Here is a 17,367-nt window from a genome sequence, read left to right on the forward strand (position 1 = left end):
TACCGGAGAATGCCTGAGGCATTCTCCTCAGAATAACTTAGAAATACTTAGGCGGCGTACTTTTGACGCCTTAGTATTTCTTTATTCTTATTTGTCGTCTGCTGCTGCCACGCCGGGAAGCTCTTTGCCTTCCAGGAACTCCAGGGAAGCTCCGCCACCGGTAGAGATGTGGCTCATCTTGTCAGCGAAACCAAGCTGGTTAACAGCTGCTGCGGAGTCACCACCACCGATAATGGTAGTTGCATCGGTCTCAGCCAGAGCCTTCGCTACAGCGATGGTACCTGCTGCCAGGGTAGGATTCTCGAATACACCCATAGGTCCGTTCCATACAACGGTCTTAGCAGTCTTAACAGCCTCAGCATACAGAGCTGCGGTCTTGGGTCCGATATCGCACCCCTCTCTGTCTGCGGGCATGTTGGTAACATCATATACCTGAACCTCAACAGGAGCATCGATCGGGTTAGGGAAATCAGCGATGGTTACGGAATCAACAGGCAGTAACAGCTTCTTGCCCAGCTTCTCAGCCTTTTCCATCATTTCCTTACAGTAGTCGATCTTGGTATCATCTACCAGAGACTTACCGATTTCATATCCCTTTGCCTTTAAGAAGGTGTAAGCCATACCACCACCGATGATCAGGGTATCACACTTCTCTAACAGGTTGGAGATAACGTTCAGCTTGTCTGCAACCTTAGCACCACCCAGGATAGCTACGAAAGGTCTTACGGGATCTTCTACAGCCTTACCTAAGAAGTTGATCTCCTTCTCCATCAGGTAACCTACTACGTTCTGACCACCCTTAGCGGTGATGAACTTGGTAACGCCTGCTACGGAAGCATGTGCTCTGTGAGAAGAGCCGAATGCATCACATACATACAGATCAGCCAGGTCAGCCAGTTCTTTGCTGAATTTCTCACCGTTCTTGGTCTCTTCTGCGCCACGGAAACGGGTATTCTGAAGCAGAACAACGTCGCCTTCCTTCATGTTCTCAACAGCCTTGGTAGCTGCTTCGCCGGTTACATTGTAGTCAGCTACGAAAGTAACCTCTTTGCCCAGCTTCTCGGACAGTCTCTTGGCAACAGGTGCCAGAGATTCGCCTTCGTTGGGGCCATTCTTTACCTTACCCAGATGAGAGCAAAGAATTACCTTGCCGCCATCGCCTATCAGCTTCTTGATGGTAGGCAGAGCTGCAACGATACGGGTATCGTCAGTGATCTCACCGTTCTTTAAGGGAACGTTAAAGTCGCATCTTACCAGGACTCTCTTTCCCTTTGCGTTAATGTCATCTACAGATTTCTTATTTAATCCCATGGTATTAACCTCCAATTATTTTAGTATCTAAAAAGGGCCCGGTCCTTGTAAGACCGGACCCTGATAGGTCTTTACGCGTTAACGCCTGTCGGCTTATGCTAACTCGCTGAAGTACTTGATGGTACGAACCATCTGAGAGGTGTAGCTGTTCTCGTTATCATACCAGGATACAACCTGTACCTGAGTATTGCCATCTTCCATAGGAGCAACCATGGTCTGAGTTGCATCGAAGATGGAACCGTAGGTGCTGCCTACGATATCGGAAGATACGATCTCATCGGTGTTGTAACCGAAGGACTCGGTAGAAGCAGCCTTCATTGCTGCGTTGATCTCTTCCTTGGTTACAGCGCCCTTAACTACTGCTACCAGAATGGTGGTAGAACCGGTAGGGGTCGGAACACGCTGAGCGGAGCCGATCAGCTTGCCGTTCAGTTCGGGAATTACCAGGCCGATTGCCTTAGCTGCACCGGTAGAGTTGGGAACGATGTTGCAAGCGCCTGCACGGCTTCTTCTCAGATCGCCCTTTCTCTGAGGTCCGTCAAGGATCATCTGGTCACCGGTATAAGCGTGAACAGTGGTCATGATACCGCTCATGATAGGTCTGCAATCGTTCAGAGCCTTAGCCATAGGTGCTAAGCAGTTGGTGGTGCAGGAAGCTGCGGAGATAACGGTATCTTCGGGCTTCAGGGTCTTGTGGTTAACATTGTATACGATGGTAGGAAGGTCGTTACCTGCGGGAGCAGAAATAACAACTTTACGGGCACCGGCAGTGATATGTGCGGAAGCCTTCTCCTTAGAGGTGTAGAATCCGGTACACTCCAGAACTACATCAACCTTTAATTCACCCCAAGGAAGCTTGCTTGCGTCAGCCTCTTTGTAGATGGTGATGGTCTTGCCGTTAACGGTGATGCTGTCCTCGCCAGCCTCAACGGTGCTTGCATACTTGTAAACACCCTGAGAAGAATCATACTTCAACAGATGTGCCAGCATCTTAGGGCTGGTTAAATCGTTGATTGCTACTACTTCATATCCTTCTGCATCGAACATCTGTCTGAATGCAAGACGACCGATACGGCCGAAACCATTAATTGCTACTCTTACTGCCATTTTAGTTTCCTCCTAAAATATTAATTTTATATCTTTTGACTTACTGTGATTCACAGATTGTCAAAATTTTATCAGCAAATTCATTTTACCTAATTCCTCTTTATAATTCAAGATGTAAATGCAAAATATTTGCGATTTTGTGGTAAATTTTACAGTTTGTTTAGAAATGGTATGATTTTTGCTCCGTTTTTTGCTATACTGTACCCTGTAAATGACTTACAACAGAATGATAACCAGAAAGGATAAAAAATATGTCTATCAAAGCAGATTGTCATCTTCACTCTTCTTTTTCCGGAGATGCCCAGGCTCCCATGCCGGAGATGATCGATAAAGGGATCTCTCTTGGACTGGAAACCATGTGTTTCACCGAGCATAACGATTTTGATTATCCACGCACTGAGGAAGGTCCCGGCAGCATCTTTTTGCTGAATACAGATTCTTATTTGTATGACATCCTCCGCTGCCGCGCCAAATACGAAGGGAAAATGCGGGTTCTCTTCGGTGTGGAATTAGGCTTGCAGCCTCATCTGGCCGACCAAGACGAAGATTTTACTTCCGCCTATGATTTTGATTTCGTCATTGGCTCTACCCATCTGTGCCGGGGAATGGATCCCTATTACCCCGAATATTTTGAGAAGTTTTCCTCCGAGGAGGAAGCCATCCGTGCTTATTTTGCAGAGACGCTGGAAAATCTGAAATGCCATGACGATTATGACGTCTTAGGGCACTTGGATTATATCGTCCGTGTGGCGCCTTCCAAGGACAAAAATTACTCCTACGATAAATATAAGGATGCCATCGATCCGATTCTGGAACTGTTGGTTCACAGTGGCAAGGGCCTGGAATTGAATACCGGAAGCTTCCGCTATGGTCTCAGACAGCCTCATCCCTGTACCGATGTTCTCCGCCGCTATCACGAACTGGGCGGCGAGATCATTACCGTTGGCAGTGATGCCCACAAAGCACAGGATGTAGGATCCTATCTGGATCTGGCCTCCGAGATTCTGCAGCTGTGTGGTTTCAAATATTATACGATCTATGAAAAACGCTGCCCGGAATACCACAAGCTGTAATTTTCTTTATTCCCTATCCGCCAAGCTGAATGTGTTCCTTCATCAGCTCGCGAAGCAACGCATCCGCTGTCCATGAGACATTATACGGTGTCACAATCGCCTTCAGGGCAACCGGTGGTAAGCCGGTTGCCTTATATTCTGCCAGGAATGCATCCACCTGTTGCGAATCCATTCCGGAAAACACCAGCATTTCCATTGCAAAATCAGGACCGTTATATATTTTTCCATTCTTATGAAAACCGCTGATTTCCGCCAGTGTTCCGATCTTCTGTCCATAGTCCCTGCGGTTCACCGCCGTCACATCCACACCTATTTTCTCCGCTGCCACACGCACAGCCCGGTCTTTATGTGTACTCACGCCAAACAATAATATTTTTGCCATTATATTTCCTCACAGTCCATCACCCGGAAGCCGTTCTTTTCCAGCAATTGTGCAAATACTCCCTGTCCGGGGATGATTTTACCGGTAAAGCTTCCATCATAAATCTGCTTTACGCCGCAGCTGGGGCTTCGTGACTGTAAGATTGTCAGATCGATGCCATTCTCTTTGGCGATCCGCAGAGCCTCCTCTGCGCCTTCCCGAAACTGCCTGTCCACATTTACGCCTTTACAGTTTATGACCTCACCGCTCACGATCTCCGACGGATCCCTCGGGGTCGGAAGTCCTCCCAGCACCTCAGGACATACCGGGATCACCTCATGCCCTTCCAAATATTTTGCCACACGCTCGCTGTAATTATTTTTCCCGTTATATTTACAGTTTTCGCCCAGCAGACAGGCACTGACCAGTATTTTCATCGTAATCTCCAGCTTTCCGTTATTATGTCTGTTACAATAGCGGCGCGATCAGGCGCATGATACACTGCCAGCCTCTCACTGCCATATTTTTCCTTCCATCCCGGTATTTATCGGTGACTTCCTCACTATCCTGTAACAGCTTATCAAAATCCGCCTCAATATCCCGGATGGCATCACAGCCGTGCATCCACACACCGTTTTCAAAATGATGATAAAGGCTCCGGTAATCCATATTGATAGTACCGACGGTCGCCGTATCCCCATCACACAGCATCTGCTTCGCATGCAAAAAGCCCGGGGTATATTCATAAACCCGCACACCCTGACGCACCAGTCCGGAATAATAGGATCTGGTCACACCGTAAATGATTTTTTTATCCGGAATACCCGGGGTAAATACCCGTACATCCACGCCACGTTTTGCCGCCAGTCCCAGCTCTCTCGTCATCTCATCACTGATGATCAGATAAGGAGTTGCCACATAGAGGCGTTCCTTCGCCGTCTTGATCAGGTTCAGGTAGACATTCTCACCCACCGGCTCTCCGTCCAGTGGAGAATCCGCATAGGGCTGTACATAGCCGGATGCCTTCTGCACATTTCCATCTTCCGCACCTTCCTGCGATGCCTTCAGATACTTTTCATAATCGGTATCCGCCTGTCCCATAACATTCCACATTTCCAAAAACATCATGGTAAAATTCTGTACCGCTCTGCCGGTCAGCTTCACACCGGTATCCTTCCAGTAGCCGTAAGGATGCGTGATATTAAAATACTCATCTGCCAGATTATATCCACCGGTGAATCCTACTTTTCCGTCGATGACCATGATCTTACGATGGTCGCGGTTATTCATGAAAATATTTAAAAAGGGCACTACATAGTTAAATACCCGGCACTGTACACCTATGGCATTCATGCGGTCTATAAAGCTTTTATCCAAAAAGCCGATACAGCCCACATCGTCGTACAGAATACGGACTTCCACGCCCTCGGCAGCCTTTCTTGCCAATACATCCTTCAGCCGTGCAAAAGCCTCCGCCTCCTCTATGGCATGATATTCCAGGAATATAAAGTGCTTTGCCTTCTCCAGCTCCTTAAGCTGTTCCTCGTATCCCAGATAAGCTTCCGGATAGAATTTCACAGCTGTCGTGTCATACACCGGATAATTACCATACTTCCAGATATAATGGCATTGATTTGCCAGCAGAGGATCTTCCTGCTCCAGCTGCTGCAATATTGTCTCATCCTGAACATTCAGAGGAATCAGTTGTGCATCCACATCCTCAAATTTCCGGATGATTTTATGCATAGCCTCTTTATGTCCGAACAATCCGTAAATACACAGACCGAACACAGGAAATGCCAATATTACAATGATCCAGGGCATCTTAAATGCGGCATTGGTATGTTTCCCATAAATCCTGAGCGCCACTACCAGCGCAAACAGGCTGGTCAGCAGAGAGATCACTGAAGAATACTGATACAGTTTGATCATCAATATCAATATCCAGCCGATCTGTAAGAGCACAGCCAATGCTGCAAACGCAATTCTTCCTATACTGTTTTTCACATTCCCTTTTACTTCAGAACGCATCTGCTTTTTCTTACCCATAATATCCTCTTTTCTCTTTCGTTCTGCCAGATCATAAGTAATCTCCCCCTCACAGGCTGCCTGCACTATGCGCAGGCAGCTATGAATATGTTCTATGGGGATTGTTTTATGGTATAACATTTTTGCAAAAATCTCAATAGGTCTATGGACTACAACTGTCCTCTTTTGTCTGCCTAACCACAGTTTCTGTCACACAGTACCACCACTGTAGACGGCGTGGTCTGGGCAGGAATGCTTCTCGTGGAAGAGGAATAGATGACCACCAGATTATGGTTCGCGGGACTCGCCTGGAAATACTGGTTGTTCACGGTACGCACATCCACTGTGCCATCCAGATTCAGCTGCAATGTCTGCTCCTCATTGACCAGGGAATTGCTGTAGTAGCTCACATCCACATTCCGGTCGCTTCTCTCTTCAGCCACTACCACTGCCGTATACTGAGGCGGATAGATCAGGGGCATGGGCGCATCATTGCGATACCAGAAGGTTGCCATCATTCCCACTGACAACGTAGTAAAATCCACCACATAGGTATCGGGGTTGATAAAAAAGTTCACGGTATTGCCATCCGTATCCTCGATAGCGGCAAATAGCAGGCATCCATCAGCTCTGCGACCGCCCTGCCCTGCCGGCACCAGATCCACGATCGTTCCCTTCATGGAACAGAAGCTGTTTCTCCTCATAGGTCTCTGAAACGAAAATCGATAATCCATAGTCTCTCCTGTGAATTATAAAAGCTTTCTTCTATTATATGCACGCCCCCGCTGTTGATGTTACGTGTCGTGATAAAAATATAGGACCACTATTGTAAAATAGTGATCCCTGTTTTCCTACAGGACAATGGTCCCGCCGCCCAGTACATGTTCGCCCTGATAGAACACCATAGCCTGTCCCGGGGTAGCGGCACGCACCGGTACATCAAAAGTACAAAGCACTCTGCCGTCCGGCTGTCTGGTAAGGGTCCCGTACTCTCCCTTATGGTTGTAACGGATCTTCGCCAGTACTCTGATGGGTTCTGTGATATTCTCCACTGCCATATAATTCACATTTTCACATAATACTTTATCCGTGAAAAGTTCCTGATTGGAACCGATCACCACCTCATTGGTCTCGGGGCGGATGGCTGTAACAAACACCCTCTCTCCCATGGGAAGATCCAGTCCTCTGCGCTGCCCCAGGGTATAATGAGTAATCCCCTTATGATGCCCCAGTATCCTGCCGTCCTCCGTGACAAAATTGCCCGGTCCCGGCACCTTTTCTCCGGCTTCTCTGTCAATAAAGGAAGCATAATCATTATCCGGCACGAAACAGATCTCCTGACTGTCCGGCTTATGCGCCACCGGAAGTCCCGCCTCCTCTGCCAGGGCACGGATCTCATCCTTGGTGTATTCTCCCACCGGCATCAGAGTATGTGAAAGCTGATCCTGGGTCAGATTATACAGCGCATAGGTCTGATCCTTCGCCGCTGTAACGGAATTGCGGATGGCAAAACGGCCGTTTGGCAGTCTGTCGATCCTCGCATAATGTCCCGTGGCAATATAATCCGCGCCGATCTCTAAGCTCCTCTGTAACAGGGATTCCCATTTCACGTAACGGTTGCAGGCGATGCAGGGATTCGGTGTATGCCCTCTTAAATACTCGTCCACAAAATAATCCATGACATGACACTTGAACTCTTTTTTAAAGTTCATGACATAATAAGGAATCTCCAGTCTCTCTGCCACTCTTCTGGCATCATCCACCGCAGACAATCCACAGCATCCGCCATTGGCTTCCTTCACCGCTTCCTCCTCGTCCTGCCAGATCTGCATGGTGACCCCGATCACATCATAGCCCTGTTTTTTTAATAACATGGCTGCCACGGAGGAATCCACGCCTCCGGACATGCCAACCACTACTTTTTTCTTCATAGATCTTAATAGTCTTCCTCTTCTTCGCCCTCACTGATATCATTCTTGGGCTTCTGCAGGCCTTCAATGGTGATGTGGTTCTTCTCTGCATAATCCCACAGAGCTGCATGGATGGCTTCCTCTGCCAAAAGTGAGCAGTGTACCTTTACGGGAGGCAGTCCGTCCAGAGCCTCCATTACCGCCTTGTTCGTTACCTGCAAAGCTTCCTGGATGGTCTTGCCCTTTACCAGTTCGGTAGCCATGGAGCTGGTAGCTACGGCAGCACCGCAGCCGAAAGTCTTGAACTTTGCTTCCCGGATGATCCCATTCTCGTCAATATCCAGGAACATTCTCATAATATCTCCGCACTTGGCGTTACCCACAGTACCTACGCCGCTGGCATCCTCAATCTCCCCGACATTTCTGGGGTTCTGAAAGTGATCCATTACTTTTTCACTGTACATGTATCTGTTATCCTCTTCTTTCTTGCTTAGTTGTTCTTCTGACTTTTCAGAAAATCTTCATATAAAGGAGACATATCCCGCAGTCTCTGGACGATTTTCTTCACTTCTTCCGCTACGATATCCATCTCTTCCTTCGTGCTATCCTCAGACAATGTCAGACGTAAGGAACCGTGGGCTTCCTCATGCTTTAAACCAATGGCTAACAGCACATGGGAAGGATCTAAGGATCCGGAAGTACATGCAGATCCGCTGGAAGCACAGATTCCCTTCATATCCAGCATGATCAGCATGGATTCTCCCTCGATAAACAGGAAGGAGAAATTGATATTATTCGGAAGTCTCTTCGTGCGGTGACCGTTCAGCCAGCAATGAGGGATCTCGTTCTCCAGACGTCCGATCAGATAATCACGCAGTTCGATCTCCTTGCGGGTCTTACTGTCCATAATACGCATAGCACGCTCTACGGCTGCCCCCAGTCCCACGATGCCGGGGATGTTCTCTGTACCGGCTCTGCGGCTTCTCTCCTGCGCTCCGCCGTGTACAAAAGAACGGATCTTCACTCCTTTACGGATATATAAAAAGCCGATGCCCTTGGGGCCGTTTAATTTATGGCCGCTGGCACTGAGCATGTCAATATGCATCTCATCCACATTGATGGGAACCTGTGCATACGCCTGTACCGCATCGGTGTGGAACAATACGCCGTGCTCCTTCGCGATCTCTCCGATCTCGGCGATGGGCTCGATGGTACCGATCTCGTTGTTGGCAAACATCACGCTGATCAGAATGGTATCGGGGCGGATGGCTGCTTTCAGCTCGTCCAAGCTGATCAGTCCGTCTCTGTCCACATTCAGATAGGTGATCTCAAAGCCTCTCTTCTCCAGATACTCACAGGTATGGAGAATGGCATGATGCTCGATCTTCGTGGTAATAATATGTTTTCCCTTAGAAGCATAAGCTTCTGCGGTGGCTTTTAATGCCCAGTTGTCGGACTCCGAACCGCCGGCGGTAAAATAGATCTCTTCCGGCTTCGCACCCAGGCTGTCCGCGATAGTCCTGCGGGCATGATCCATAGCCTTTTTGCTCTCGGCACCCAGACTGTAAATGGTGCTGGCATTGCCGTAATATTCACTGAAATACGGGAGCATCGCATCTACGACCTCCGGTGCTGTTTTCGTAGTCGCTGCATTATCTAAATATATCATATTGCCTCATTTCTGCATATCTTGTAACTGATCATGCACATTTTACTGCTATTCATGATAGCATTCACTTTACTGTTCTGTCAACAAGGTCATCGGAATATACTTTTGCAAGATCTTTTCAGCCAAAAGGGTCAAAAAATCCGCTTATGAAACATGCCAAACGTCATCCCCTGATCTTCGGTACTATCATTCTGACTGCAACCGGCCTTATCACCCGTGTCATTGGATTTTTCTACCGTATCTATCTGTCCAGGCTCTTCGGTGAGGAGGGAATGGGCATCTATCAGCTGCTCAGTCCGGCATTATCCCTATCTTTTTCCCTTACAGCCGCCGGATATCAGACCGCCATTTCGAAATATGTGGCGGCGGATAGTGCCAAACGCCCTTCCGGGAATTTAAAGCCTCTGCTGGCCGGGATCAGTATCACCTTACCCCTGTCTCTTGTAACAAATGCCATTTTGTTTTTCTCTGCGGATCCTATCGGTATTTTTCTGTTAAAAGATCACCGTACCGTACCCATGCTGCGGATTCTGTCCTTCTCTGTCCCCTTTGCCGCGCTGCACGCCTGCATCAACGGTTATTTCTATGGGAAAAAGAAAGCTTCCGTGCCTGCTCTTACACAGCTTTTAGAGCAGCTTGCAAGAGTCAGCTGCGTCTTTCTCGTCACCGGAGCCGATCTGGCAGAAGGTCGTACTCCCTCCATCAATGCTGCGGTTCTAGGTCTCACCGTAGGCGAGATCTTTTCCATGCTGATCGCTCTGGTCTGCCTGTATATACATCTGTATCCGGACAGTAGTATTCTTTCCCTGCAAAATATCTGTCCTTCTGTTCCGGTCTATCGGGATCTGCTCGGAATGGCACTGCCTCTGACCGCCAACCGTATCGTTCTGAACATTTTACAAAGTATCGAAGCCGTCTCCATTCCCCGGAAACTTCTGCTCTACGGTTATGATACCACCACAGCCTTAAGTGTATACGGAGTCCTTACCGGCATGGCCATGCCCATGATCTTTTTTCCTAACGCCCTTACCAGCTCCGTGGCGGTGCTTCTCCTGCCCACCATCTCCGAAAATCATGCCAAAGGAGACCGTGGAGCCGTCATAAACGCCACCCTGCGCACCGTAAAGTATTGCAGTCTCATGGGTGCCTGTTGTCTATGTGGCTTTCTGTTTCTGGGTGACTGGATGGGAACGGAACTGTTCCACAGTGAACTGGCCGGTCATTTTATCGTGACTCTGGGCTTCATCTGTCCTTTTCTGTATCTGGATACCACTCTCTCCAGCATTTTGCAGGGTCTTGGCATGGCGGGACGGATCTTTGCCTCCAACGTGGTCTGTCTTCTGATCCGGCTCCTGTTCGTATTTTTTGCCATTCCCGTGATCGGTATGCAGGGATATCTGTGGGGGATTCTGGTCAGCCAGCTGGTACTTGCCGGAATCTATTTTTTCTGTCTGTATCACTTCTTCCGAAAACATTAAAAAATACCTCCGGTGTCTTGCTTACGCCTGACAGACGGAGGTAACTATTCTGTAAATACCGTTTTACTTCCCACAAAGTACTGGTACTGCTGTAAGATCTGGTCCTTACGCATATCGGAGATCGCCTTCTCCACATCCAGGGAATGGATATCGCTGTCCCTGCCAATGTAGCCGAAATCGTCCTGTTTGTGGAACGTAATGGAGATGTCCTCTAACGGTGCGTTGGATTTCTGCTCCTGAACCGGAGCTTCCTCCTTCGCCGCACCGGGATTCCCGGAATTTATCTGTTCCGAAGATGCTACATGGGATTCTTGTCATTCAGGACACTCTTTAATTCATCCATAAAGGTGTTCACGTCCTTGAACTCCCGATATACAGAAGCAAATCTTACATAAGCTACCGCATCCAGATCTTTCAGCTTATTCATCACAAGTTCACCGATGGTTCCGCTGGGGATCTCACGTTCTTCCCGGTTGAAGATCTCGTTCTCCACCTCGTCCACCAACGTCGTGATCTGTTGTGCGCTGACCGGACGTTTATGGCAGGCTCTGAGTACTCCTGCTTCGATCTTAGAACGGTCATACGCCTCTCTGTTATTATCCTTTTTAATAATGATCAGTGGAATCGTTTCGATCTTCTCGTAAGTGGTAAATCGCTTGCCGCATTCATCACACACACGGCGACGGCGAATGGAATTGTTATCTTCCGCCGGTCTCGAATCGATCACTCTGGTATTTTCATGGCTGCAGAATGGACATTTCATAGGCATCCTCCTCTTAAAAACCACGTGTTATTTATACGGATATTATAAGAGAATCAGCAGTTAATGTCAACTAAAATTATGTCCGGACCGATCTGCCGGATGTCCTTGTAAGGAATGACAATATTGGGCTCACAGCGCAGGAATCCCAGCCACTGGTTTCCACCCGGCACCATGATCTTACAGATGCATCCGCTGCACTCATCGAATTCCAGATCACAGACATGCCCCAGCTTTTTACAGTCTCTGACATTGATCACATCTTTGCATTTTAATTCGGAAAAAAGCATATGCGTACTCCTGCTTTCTTTCTATATATATAATATATGCCTTTTCTATCCGTTTGTTCGGCAAATACTGGAAATTCTACCGGCAAAGTATATCCTCCCACAGTCCTGTGAATACTGTTGTTATCACAATATTCAGTAATCGGGAGGTCTCTATGGTACAGGGAAAAGTGGAAATCTGCGGCGTCAATACAGCAAATCTGCCTTTGTTAAAGGCGGCAGACAAGGATGCTCTATTTACGAAGATCCGTGAAGGAGATACCGCTGCCCGAGAGACCTATATCGAAGGGAATTTACGTCTGGTCCTAAGTGTGATCAAACGTTTTTCAAGCAGTGCGGAGAACGTGGATGACCTGTTCCAGATTGGCTGCATCGGGCTGATCAAAGCCATTGACAATTTCGACGCTACTCTGGGTGTGAAGTTCTCTACCTATGCGGTTCCCATGATCATCGGGGAGATCCGCAGATTCTTACGGGATAACAACAGCATTCGTGTATCACGCTCCCTGAAGGATACCGCCTATAAGGCAATCTACGCCAGAGATACACTGACGAGAAAAAATCTGAAGGAGCCCACTGTGGAAGAGATCGCCGCGGAGGTGGGTATCTCCAAGGAAGACATCGTCTATGCCTTAGATGCCATGCAGAACCCCATGAGTCTCTATGAGCCGGTCTACACTGACGGCGGCGACACCCTCTATGTCATGGACCAGATCAGTGATAAAAAAAATAAGGAAGAGATGTGGGTAGAACATCTCTCCCTCAGCGAAGCCATGAAACGTCTGAACGACAGAGAGCGTCATATCATCTCTCTGCGTTTTTTCGAAGGAAAGACCCAGACTGAGGTTGCCGACATGATCGGCATCTCCCAGGCCCAGGTCTCCCGTCTCGAAAAAAATGCATTGAAAGCTATGCGGGGCTATCTTACCGCCTGAGATCAGGTCTGTGGAATCCCTGTATCATATGATGCAGCAGCCAGAAAATCACATACCCGATCACAGCCCCCAGCACATTGGTCAGGATATCGTCCACCTGAAAATATCCCCTGCCGGTGATCAGCTGGATCGTCTCCACACCAAAGCTGGTCACGAATGCCGCAAAGGTATTCCTAAAAAAACCCCGAAGCCACGGAAATGCCCAGGGACAGATAAATCCATAGGGAATAAACAGCAATACATTTTCCACGACATACGAATGGTTCCTCGCATTCGTCCCCCAGGTAGAGAACAGTTCCAGATCCATGCCGATCCGGCTGCCATCCTCTCTGGAGAAAAAAGTGATCACCAGAATGATCATCAGATACAGAGAAAATGCCATGAGTCCCGCCATGGGAAAAGTATCCTTCCCCTTACGCTCCCGTCTGGCATTCAGTCCGTTCAGGAGCAGTCCCACAACAGCACCCGCCATAATCCCGTAGGGAAGATAGGCCAGGGTCTCCTTTAGATCCTTTATGATATATTTTAACATCATCTTATTATTTCCTTACATTTGATAGGTATCCCAATGGGAAGGTGCTTCCTCCCATATCTTCTTATCCTCGAATAAGCGGTCATTCATCCAGCCGACGGCATCCACCACGCCATCCTCGTCAAAAGAAAAATATGCTCTTTTCTTTTTTTCCTCCGGGGTATTAAAATAATTAAAGGGCTCCGGCCATACCGTCACCATAAGCTTTTTACCGCCCTCGGGGTTCTCCGGATCCTGGGTCTGTTCCAGGCGGTAGCGCATCCCCTGATGGCATCCGGTGAATTCCGTCTTTTTCAAATATTCCATCGATAATATATCATTACGCTGTATCATGTATCTTCGTCCTTAAAATCTGTCATTCACAACCCGGAGAACAGTTCCTCTCCGTAATCTCTATAGTATCATGTATCCGTCCCGAATGCAAAGTCAAATATGCAGGCTGATCTCCTTTTTCAGCTGCCGCATGATCTTTTTTTCCAGCCTCGAAATATAGGACTGGGAGATTCCAAGAAAGCTTGCCACTTCCTTCTGTGTCATCTCCTGTCCGTCCGGTGTTCCCAGTCCGAACCGCAGCCGTACAATGGTCTTCTCCCGGTTTGACAGCTTGCTTACGGCATTCATTAAAAGCTTGCGCTCCACTTCGTTCTCTATCCCTCTGTATATCACATCCTCATCCGTTCCCAGGATATCCGACAGGAGAAGTTCATTGCCGTCCCAATCCACATTTAAAGGTTCATCGATGGACACTTCCATCTTCGTCTTATTATTCCGCCGCAGATACATCAATATCTCATTTTCAATACACCGTGAGGCATAGGTCGCCAGTTTGATATTTTTCTCCGGATTGAAGGTATTGATGGATTTGATCAGTCCGATGGTACCTATGGAGATCAGATCCTCCACGCCCACTCCCGTATTATCGAACTTTTTGGCTATGTAGACGACCAGTCTGAGATTATGTTCAATCAATATGGCCTTTGCTTCATCCTCATATTCCGTTCCCAGATCACTGATCACCCGGTTCTCCTGATCTGTGGGAAGCGGCGGTGGCAGGACCTCTGCGCCTCCGATGTAATGAATATCTCCTTTCCGCTGCCGCAGAAACGGTTCTCTGCGAATCATCTTGAATTGCATTTTCCCGGGTATTGCTATCTTTAAGATCATAGTTGCTCCTTCCTGCTTTTCCTGTCTTTTTTAACAGCGCCGGATGCAGCAGCATAGGAATCTCTCTTCCTGCGATTTCCTCTTCACTTACTGCCAGCCACACATCGCTGCATATTTTTTCCACACCATGGATCCGGATCTTCATCTGCGGAATCCTGTATCCATAGAGAATTCCATTCTTTTTCCCGACACTGTGGTAAGGAATCACCCGAAAATCCGGCAGTCCCTCCGGCCACAAAGTCTGAAATGTCACCACATCCAATACAGATACGGGGGCTCCGCTCATAGGTTCCGTCAAAGTATTGCCGGAATCCACAATCGCCGCGATACACAATGTCTGTTCCGTACCCCGGAGTACTACCTCACAATGAGTTCCAAGCTCCGTTTCTCTTCGGTATCTCCACAATAGCAGCTGCACTGTCAGAGCCCCCAGTCCCAGTGCAAGCACAATTCCCGGTACATACTGTATTCCGGCCGGGATTCCCCTCAGCACAGCCACCAGAATTCCTCCGAGCAGGAAAGTATCATACATCTGCTTTCTAAAATAACTCCATAGCGAACGCCAATTCCGGATTCGGAATGTTACTGTAAGCATCAACAATGTTCCGGGCAGCATACAGAGCAGCAGTTTAAGTAGAGCCGCTCCCTTCCATAAAAAAGGGAGCAGATAGCAGACCGCTCCGATTCCCGCTCCACACAGCAGCCGGTACCACGTGGCAGTGCGGCAGGTGCTGTGGTCTACCATGATCAGAAGTAACAGATTCATACCGAGATTCAGGAGGAACATACTGTCTAAATATAGTTCATAATGCATCACACCCCTCCTTCAGAATTATTATAAGGGGTGTCCCCAGCGGATTTTGTCAAATTTTCATCCGCCGGAACCTTTTTCATTCAATGATTTTCGACAACAGTATCCTCCGTCTTCTCCAGTCCCAAATAAGGCAAAATATTTTCATACAGCTGCCTTATAATAGGTGCTGCCACCTGTCCTCCATAATAGACTCCCTGGGGATTGTTGATAATGGCGATGGCAATCACCTGTGGATCATCGGCAGGCGCGAATCCGATAAAAGAAGAAATATAACGTCCGCTGCCTCTGGGCAGCGTCTGACTGGTCGCCGTCTTACCACCCACCCGAAAGCCCTGCACCTGTCCGTTTCTACCAGAGCCCTCCGACACCACTGTCTCCAGGATATAACGCATAGTTGCGCTGGTCTCTTCCGATACGATTCCTGTCTCCACAGGATAAGTAAAAACCTGTTCCACTTCGCCATCCCGGTTCAGGGCTTCCATGCCCAAGTGAGGAGTGATCCGGTTGCCTCCGTTAATGATGGAGGATGCCGTTGTCAGCAGCTGAATCGCCGTGATCTGAAAAGACTGCCCGAAAGCCACCGTCGCCAGCTCCACATTTCCCATGTCTTCTTTTTTATGCATGATCGTTGCTGCTTCCCCGGGGAGATCGATTCCGGTTCTTTTTTTCAGTCCGAATTGCTCAAAATATTTGTAATAATTGTCTACACCGAGACGCAGTCCTACGGAGATCAGTGCCGGATTGCAACTATTCTGCATACACTGCACAAATGTCTGTGTGCCATGTCCGCCGATCTTATGGCAGCGGATCTTTCGGTCGTCCACAATGATGAATCCCGGACAGGAAAATGTGCTCTCCGGTGTGACTACTCCGGCCTCCAGTCCCGCAGCGGCGGTGATGATCTTGAAGGTGGAACCCGGTTCGTAGGTATCGTTGATGCAGCCGTTGCGCCACATGGCATTCAGCTTCTCCTGCTTCTGTTCCGCAGTCAGGGTGGACGGATCCACCACCGCAATGCTTCCGTCCTCCTTCCACTCAGTCAGTTCCGGTAGCGTGTAAGGGTCGTTTAAGTCAAATTCCGGATAATTGACCATGGCCAGGATTTCTCCGTTTCGCGGATCCATGGCGATGATGTAGACGCTGTCCGCCTCTTTGGTGGCGCAGGCCTGTTCCGCCAGCTGCGCGGCATACTCCTGGATGTTACGGTCGATGCTGATCCGCAGATCCCATCCCGGCACCGGCTCTACCCGGCGTTCCCCCGCTGTGTCTATCTCGATTCCTTTGGCATCCGTCACAGTCAGAATCATACCGGGTTCTCCCTGCAGTGTTTCCTCATAGATTACTTCCAGTCCAATGATCCCCTGATTGTCCCCTCCGGTAAATCCCAGGACTTTACTGGCCAGGTCCCCATACGGATAGTATCGCTTATAATCCTCATCCACTTTCACCCCCGCCAGATCATATTCCCGGATTCTGTCACCGATGCTCTTGTCCACATTGCTTTTGACGCGTTCCATGGAAGAATATTTTTCCACACGTTTTCTCGCTTCCGTCTCCGAAATTCCCAGCTCTTTTACCAGCATGGCTATCACCTTTTCCGGTTCTGTGATCTGATTATGAATCACCGATACGGTACAGACCGTCTTGTTATCCGCCAGTACCACTCCGTTCCTGTCCAAAATACGTCCTCTTGCCGCCTTTATGCTGCGTTCTCTCTCATGCAGTCTCGTCGCCGCTTCCTCATAATAATCCGCCCTCCACACCATCAGATACAAAAGTCTCATAAACAATCCGATAAGCACCAGTGCGCATATGAAAAAAATGGTCATGATCTTTTTGCGATGAAAAAAACGATTTTGCTGATCCGCCATAAAAAAACCTCACAACAAGAGCTTTTTACATTTTATTGCTCCTGCTGTGAGGCTATTCGTATGTTTT

The 17,367-nt window shown here is 48.4% G+C and carries 19 protein-coding genes; 3 read left to right on the plus strand and 16 right to left on the minus strand.

Annotation, left to right across the window (positions count from 1 at the left end; genetic code table 11):
• Window positions 1-87 precede the first annotated feature (87 nt).
• Complete coding sequence (locus tag H9Q77_RS09650; RefSeq protein ID WP_118537302.1) at window positions 88-1,311, minus strand: phosphoglycerate kinase; 1,224 nt, start codon at window positions 1,309-1,311, stop codon at window positions 88-90.
• A 93-nt stretch (window positions 1,312-1,404) separates the two neighbouring features.
• On the minus strand, window positions 1,405-2,418 hold the full coding sequence (gap, locus tag H9Q77_RS09655) for a type I glyceraldehyde-3-phosphate dehydrogenase (protein ID WP_022154143.1): 1,014 nt from the start codon (window positions 2,416-2,418) through the stop codon (window positions 1,405-1,407).
• 251 nt (window positions 2,419-2,669) lie between these two features.
• On the opposite strand from gap, the gene H9Q77_RS09660 reads away from it, so the two are divergent.
• Window positions 2,670-3,491, plus strand: a complete 822-nt coding sequence (locus H9Q77_RS09660; protein ID WP_118546079.1) for a histidinol-phosphatase HisJ family protein — start codon at window positions 2,670-2,672, stop codon at window positions 3,489-3,491.
• 13 nt (window positions 3,492-3,504) lie between these two features.
• Here the strand turns inward: H9Q77_RS09660 and H9Q77_RS09665 are convergent, their stop codons facing one another.
• The 7 genes from H9Q77_RS09665 to nifS form a co-directional block, all read right to left on the minus strand.
• Window positions 3,505-3,873 carry a DUF3783 domain-containing protein gene (locus H9Q77_RS09665; protein WP_118546077.1) on the minus strand — a complete coding sequence of 123 codons (369 nt, stop codon included), beginning with the start codon at window positions 3,871-3,873 and terminating at the stop codon, window positions 3,505-3,507.
• Window positions 3,873-4,289 carry a DUF523 domain-containing protein gene (locus H9Q77_RS09670; RefSeq protein WP_118546075.1) on the minus strand — a complete coding sequence of 139 codons (417 nt, stop codon included), beginning with the start codon at window positions 4,287-4,289 and terminating at the stop codon, window positions 3,873-3,875. Before H9Q77_RS09670 ends, H9Q77_RS09665 begins: the two co-directional genes overlap by 1 nt.
• A 31-nt stretch (window positions 4,290-4,320) precedes the next feature.
• The gene (gene cls, locus H9Q77_RS09675; protein ID WP_408641170.1) at window positions 4,321-5,901 is read right to left on the minus strand and encodes a cardiolipin synthase; all 1,581 of its coding nucleotides are present in this window, start codon (window positions 5,899-5,901) and stop codon (window positions 4,321-4,323) included.
• 173 nt (window positions 5,902-6,074) lie between these two features.
• On the minus strand, window positions 6,075-6,614 hold the full coding sequence (locus tag H9Q77_RS09680; protein WP_022154148.1) for a hypothetical protein: 540 nt from the start codon (window positions 6,612-6,614) through the stop codon (window positions 6,075-6,077).
• 117 nt (window positions 6,615-6,731) lie between these two features.
• Entirely contained in the window at window positions 6,732-7,811 is a 1,080-nt protein-coding gene (mnmA, locus tag H9Q77_RS09685) for a tRNA 2-thiouridine(34) synthase MnmA (RefSeq protein WP_118546071.1), read from the minus strand.
• A gap of 5 nt (window positions 7,812-7,816) precedes the next feature.
• The gene (nifU, locus tag H9Q77_RS09690) at window positions 7,817-8,254 is read right to left on the minus strand and encodes a Fe-S cluster assembly scaffold protein NifU (RefSeq protein WP_022154150.1); all 438 of its coding nucleotides are present in this window, start codon (window positions 8,252-8,254) and stop codon (window positions 7,817-7,819) included.
• Window positions 8,255-8,280: 26 nt separating this feature from the next.
• Window positions 8,281-9,459, minus strand: coding sequence for a cysteine desulfurase NifS (nifS, locus tag H9Q77_RS09695; RefSeq protein ID WP_249325327.1), 1,179 nt, complete (start codon window positions 9,457-9,459; stop codon window positions 8,281-8,283).
• Window positions 9,460-9,605: 146 nt separating this feature from the next.
• Between nifS and H9Q77_RS09700 the strand changes: the two genes are divergently transcribed.
• Window positions 9,606-10,937, plus strand: coding sequence for a polysaccharide biosynthesis protein (locus H9Q77_RS09700; RefSeq protein ID WP_118546067.1), 1,332 nt, complete (start codon window positions 9,606-9,608; stop codon window positions 10,935-10,937).
• 298 nt (window positions 10,938-11,235) lie between these two features.
• On the opposite strand, the gene nrdR is transcribed toward H9Q77_RS09700, so the two are convergent.
• A complete protein-coding gene (gene nrdR, locus H9Q77_RS09705) occupies window positions 11,236-11,700 on the minus strand; it encodes a transcriptional regulator NrdR (protein ID WP_118546065.1) in 465 nt (154 codons plus the stop codon).
• A 53-nt stretch (window positions 11,701-11,753) separates the two neighbouring features.
• Window positions 11,754-11,987 carry a YlmC/YmxH family sporulation protein gene (locus H9Q77_RS09710; protein WP_118546063.1) on the minus strand — a complete coding sequence of 78 codons (234 nt, stop codon included), beginning with the start codon at window positions 11,985-11,987 and terminating at the stop codon, window positions 11,754-11,756.
• A 152-nt stretch (window positions 11,988-12,139) separates the two neighbouring features.
• Here H9Q77_RS09710 and sigG point away from each other — a divergent pair, with 152 nt between their 5' ends.
• Window positions 12,140-12,919, plus strand: coding sequence for an RNA polymerase sporulation sigma factor SigG (sigG, locus tag H9Q77_RS09715; RefSeq protein ID WP_249325335.1), 780 nt, complete (start codon window positions 12,140-12,142; stop codon window positions 12,917-12,919).
• On the opposite strand, the gene H9Q77_RS09720 is transcribed toward sigG, so the two are convergent.
• The 5 genes from H9Q77_RS09720 to H9Q77_RS09740 form a co-directional block, all read right to left on the minus strand.
• Complete coding sequence (locus H9Q77_RS09720) at window positions 12,909-13,454, minus strand: VanZ family protein (RefSeq protein WP_118546061.1); 546 nt, start codon at window positions 13,452-13,454, stop codon at window positions 12,909-12,911. The two genes, sigG and H9Q77_RS09720, sit on opposite strands and share 11 nt — an antisense overlap.
• 12 nt (window positions 13,455-13,466) lie before the next feature.
• A complete protein-coding gene (locus tag H9Q77_RS09725) occupies window positions 13,467-13,757 on the minus strand; it encodes a hypothetical protein (RefSeq protein WP_147365328.1) in 291 nt (96 codons plus the stop codon).
• Between the two features lie 120 nt (window positions 13,758-13,877).
• Window positions 13,878-14,573, minus strand: coding sequence for an RNA polymerase sporulation sigma factor SigE (sigE, locus tag H9Q77_RS09730; protein ID WP_235897886.1), 696 nt, complete (start codon window positions 14,571-14,573; stop codon window positions 13,878-13,880).
• Window positions 14,458-15,429, minus strand: coding sequence for a sigma-E processing peptidase SpoIIGA (locus H9Q77_RS09735; RefSeq protein WP_118546055.1), 972 nt, complete (start codon window positions 15,427-15,429; stop codon window positions 14,458-14,460). Before H9Q77_RS09735 ends, sigE begins: the two co-directional genes overlap by 116 nt.
• An 80-nt stretch (window positions 15,430-15,509) precedes the next feature.
• On the minus strand, window positions 15,510-17,300 hold the full coding sequence (locus H9Q77_RS09740) for a peptidoglycan D,D-transpeptidase FtsI family protein (RefSeq protein ID WP_249325337.1): 1,791 nt from the start codon (window positions 17,298-17,300) through the stop codon (window positions 15,510-15,512).
• Window positions 17,301-17,367 lie beyond the last annotated feature (67 nt).

Source organism: Simiaoa sunii, from assembly GCF_014337175.1.
In the GTDB taxonomy this organism is placed as follows: Bacteria; Bacillota; Clostridia; order Lachnospirales; family Lachnospiraceae; genus Acetatifactor; species Acetatifactor intestinalis.

Bases quoted from the DNA above. Each gene is read 5' to 3' on its own strand.
- H9Q77_RS09735 (WP_118546055.1), bottom strand. From the start codon at position 15,429: ATGCATTATGAACTATATTTAGACAGTATGTTCCTCCTGAATCTCGGT.
- H9Q77_RS09710 (WP_118546063.1), bottom strand. From the start codon at position 11,987: ATGCTTTTTTCCGAATTAAAATGCAAAGATGTGATCAATGTCAGAGAC.
- H9Q77_RS09670 (WP_118546075.1), bottom strand. From the start codon at position 4,289: ATGAAAATACTGGTCAGTGCCTGTCTGCTGGGCGAAAACTGTAAATAT.
- cls (WP_408641170.1), bottom strand. From the start codon at position 5,901: ATGGGTAAGAAAAAGCAGATGCGTTCTGAAGTAAAAGGGAATGTGAAA.
- H9Q77_RS09650 (WP_118537302.1), bottom strand. From the start codon at position 1,311: ATGGGATTAAATAAGAAATCTGTAGATGACATTAACGCAAAGGGAAAG.
- nifS (WP_249325327.1), bottom strand. From the start codon at position 9,459: ATGATATATTTAGATAATGCAGCGACTACGAAAACAGCACCGGAGGTC.
- H9Q77_RS09700 (WP_118546067.1), top strand. From the start codon at position 9,606: ATGAAACATGCCAAACGTCATCCCCTGATCTTCGGTACTATCATTCTG.
- gap (WP_022154143.1), bottom strand. From the start codon at position 2,418: ATGGCAGTAAGAGTAGCAATTAATGGTTTCGGCCGTATCGGTCGTCTT.
- nrdR (WP_118546065.1), bottom strand. From the start codon at position 11,700: ATGAAATGTCCATTCTGCAGCCATGAAAATACCAGAGTGATCGATTCG.
- H9Q77_RS09740 (WP_249325337.1), bottom strand. From the start codon at position 17,300: ATGGCGGATCAGCAAAATCGTTTTTTTCATCGCAAAAAGATCATGACC.
- H9Q77_RS09660 (WP_118546079.1), top strand. From the start codon at position 2,670: ATGTCTATCAAAGCAGATTGTCATCTTCACTCTTCTTTTTCCGGAGAT.
- mnmA (WP_118546071.1), bottom strand. From the start codon at position 7,811: ATGAAGAAAAAAGTAGTGGTTGGCATGTCCGGAGGCGTGGATTCCTCC.
- sigE (WP_235897886.1), bottom strand. From the start codon at position 14,573: ATGATTCGCAGAGAACCGTTTCTGCGGCAGCGGAAAGGAGATATTCAT.
- H9Q77_RS09665 (WP_118546077.1), bottom strand. From the start codon at position 3,873: ATGGCAAAAATATTATTGTTTGGCGTGAGTACACATAAAGACCGGGCT.
- H9Q77_RS09680 (WP_022154148.1), bottom strand. From the start codon at position 6,614: ATGGATTATCGATTTTCGTTTCAGAGACCTATGAGGAGAAACAGCTTC.
- H9Q77_RS09725 (WP_147365328.1), bottom strand. From the start codon at position 13,757: ATGGAATATTTGAAAAAGACGGAATTCACCGGATGCCATCAGGGGATG.
- sigG (WP_249325335.1), top strand. From the start codon at position 12,140: ATGGTACAGGGAAAAGTGGAAATCTGCGGCGTCAATACAGCAAATCTG.
- nifU (WP_022154150.1), bottom strand. From the start codon at position 8,254: ATGTACAGTGAAAAAGTAATGGATCACTTTCAGAACCCCAGAAATGTC.
- H9Q77_RS09720 (WP_118546061.1), bottom strand. From the start codon at position 13,454: ATGATGTTAAAATATATCATAAAGGATCTAAAGGAGACCCTGGCCTAT.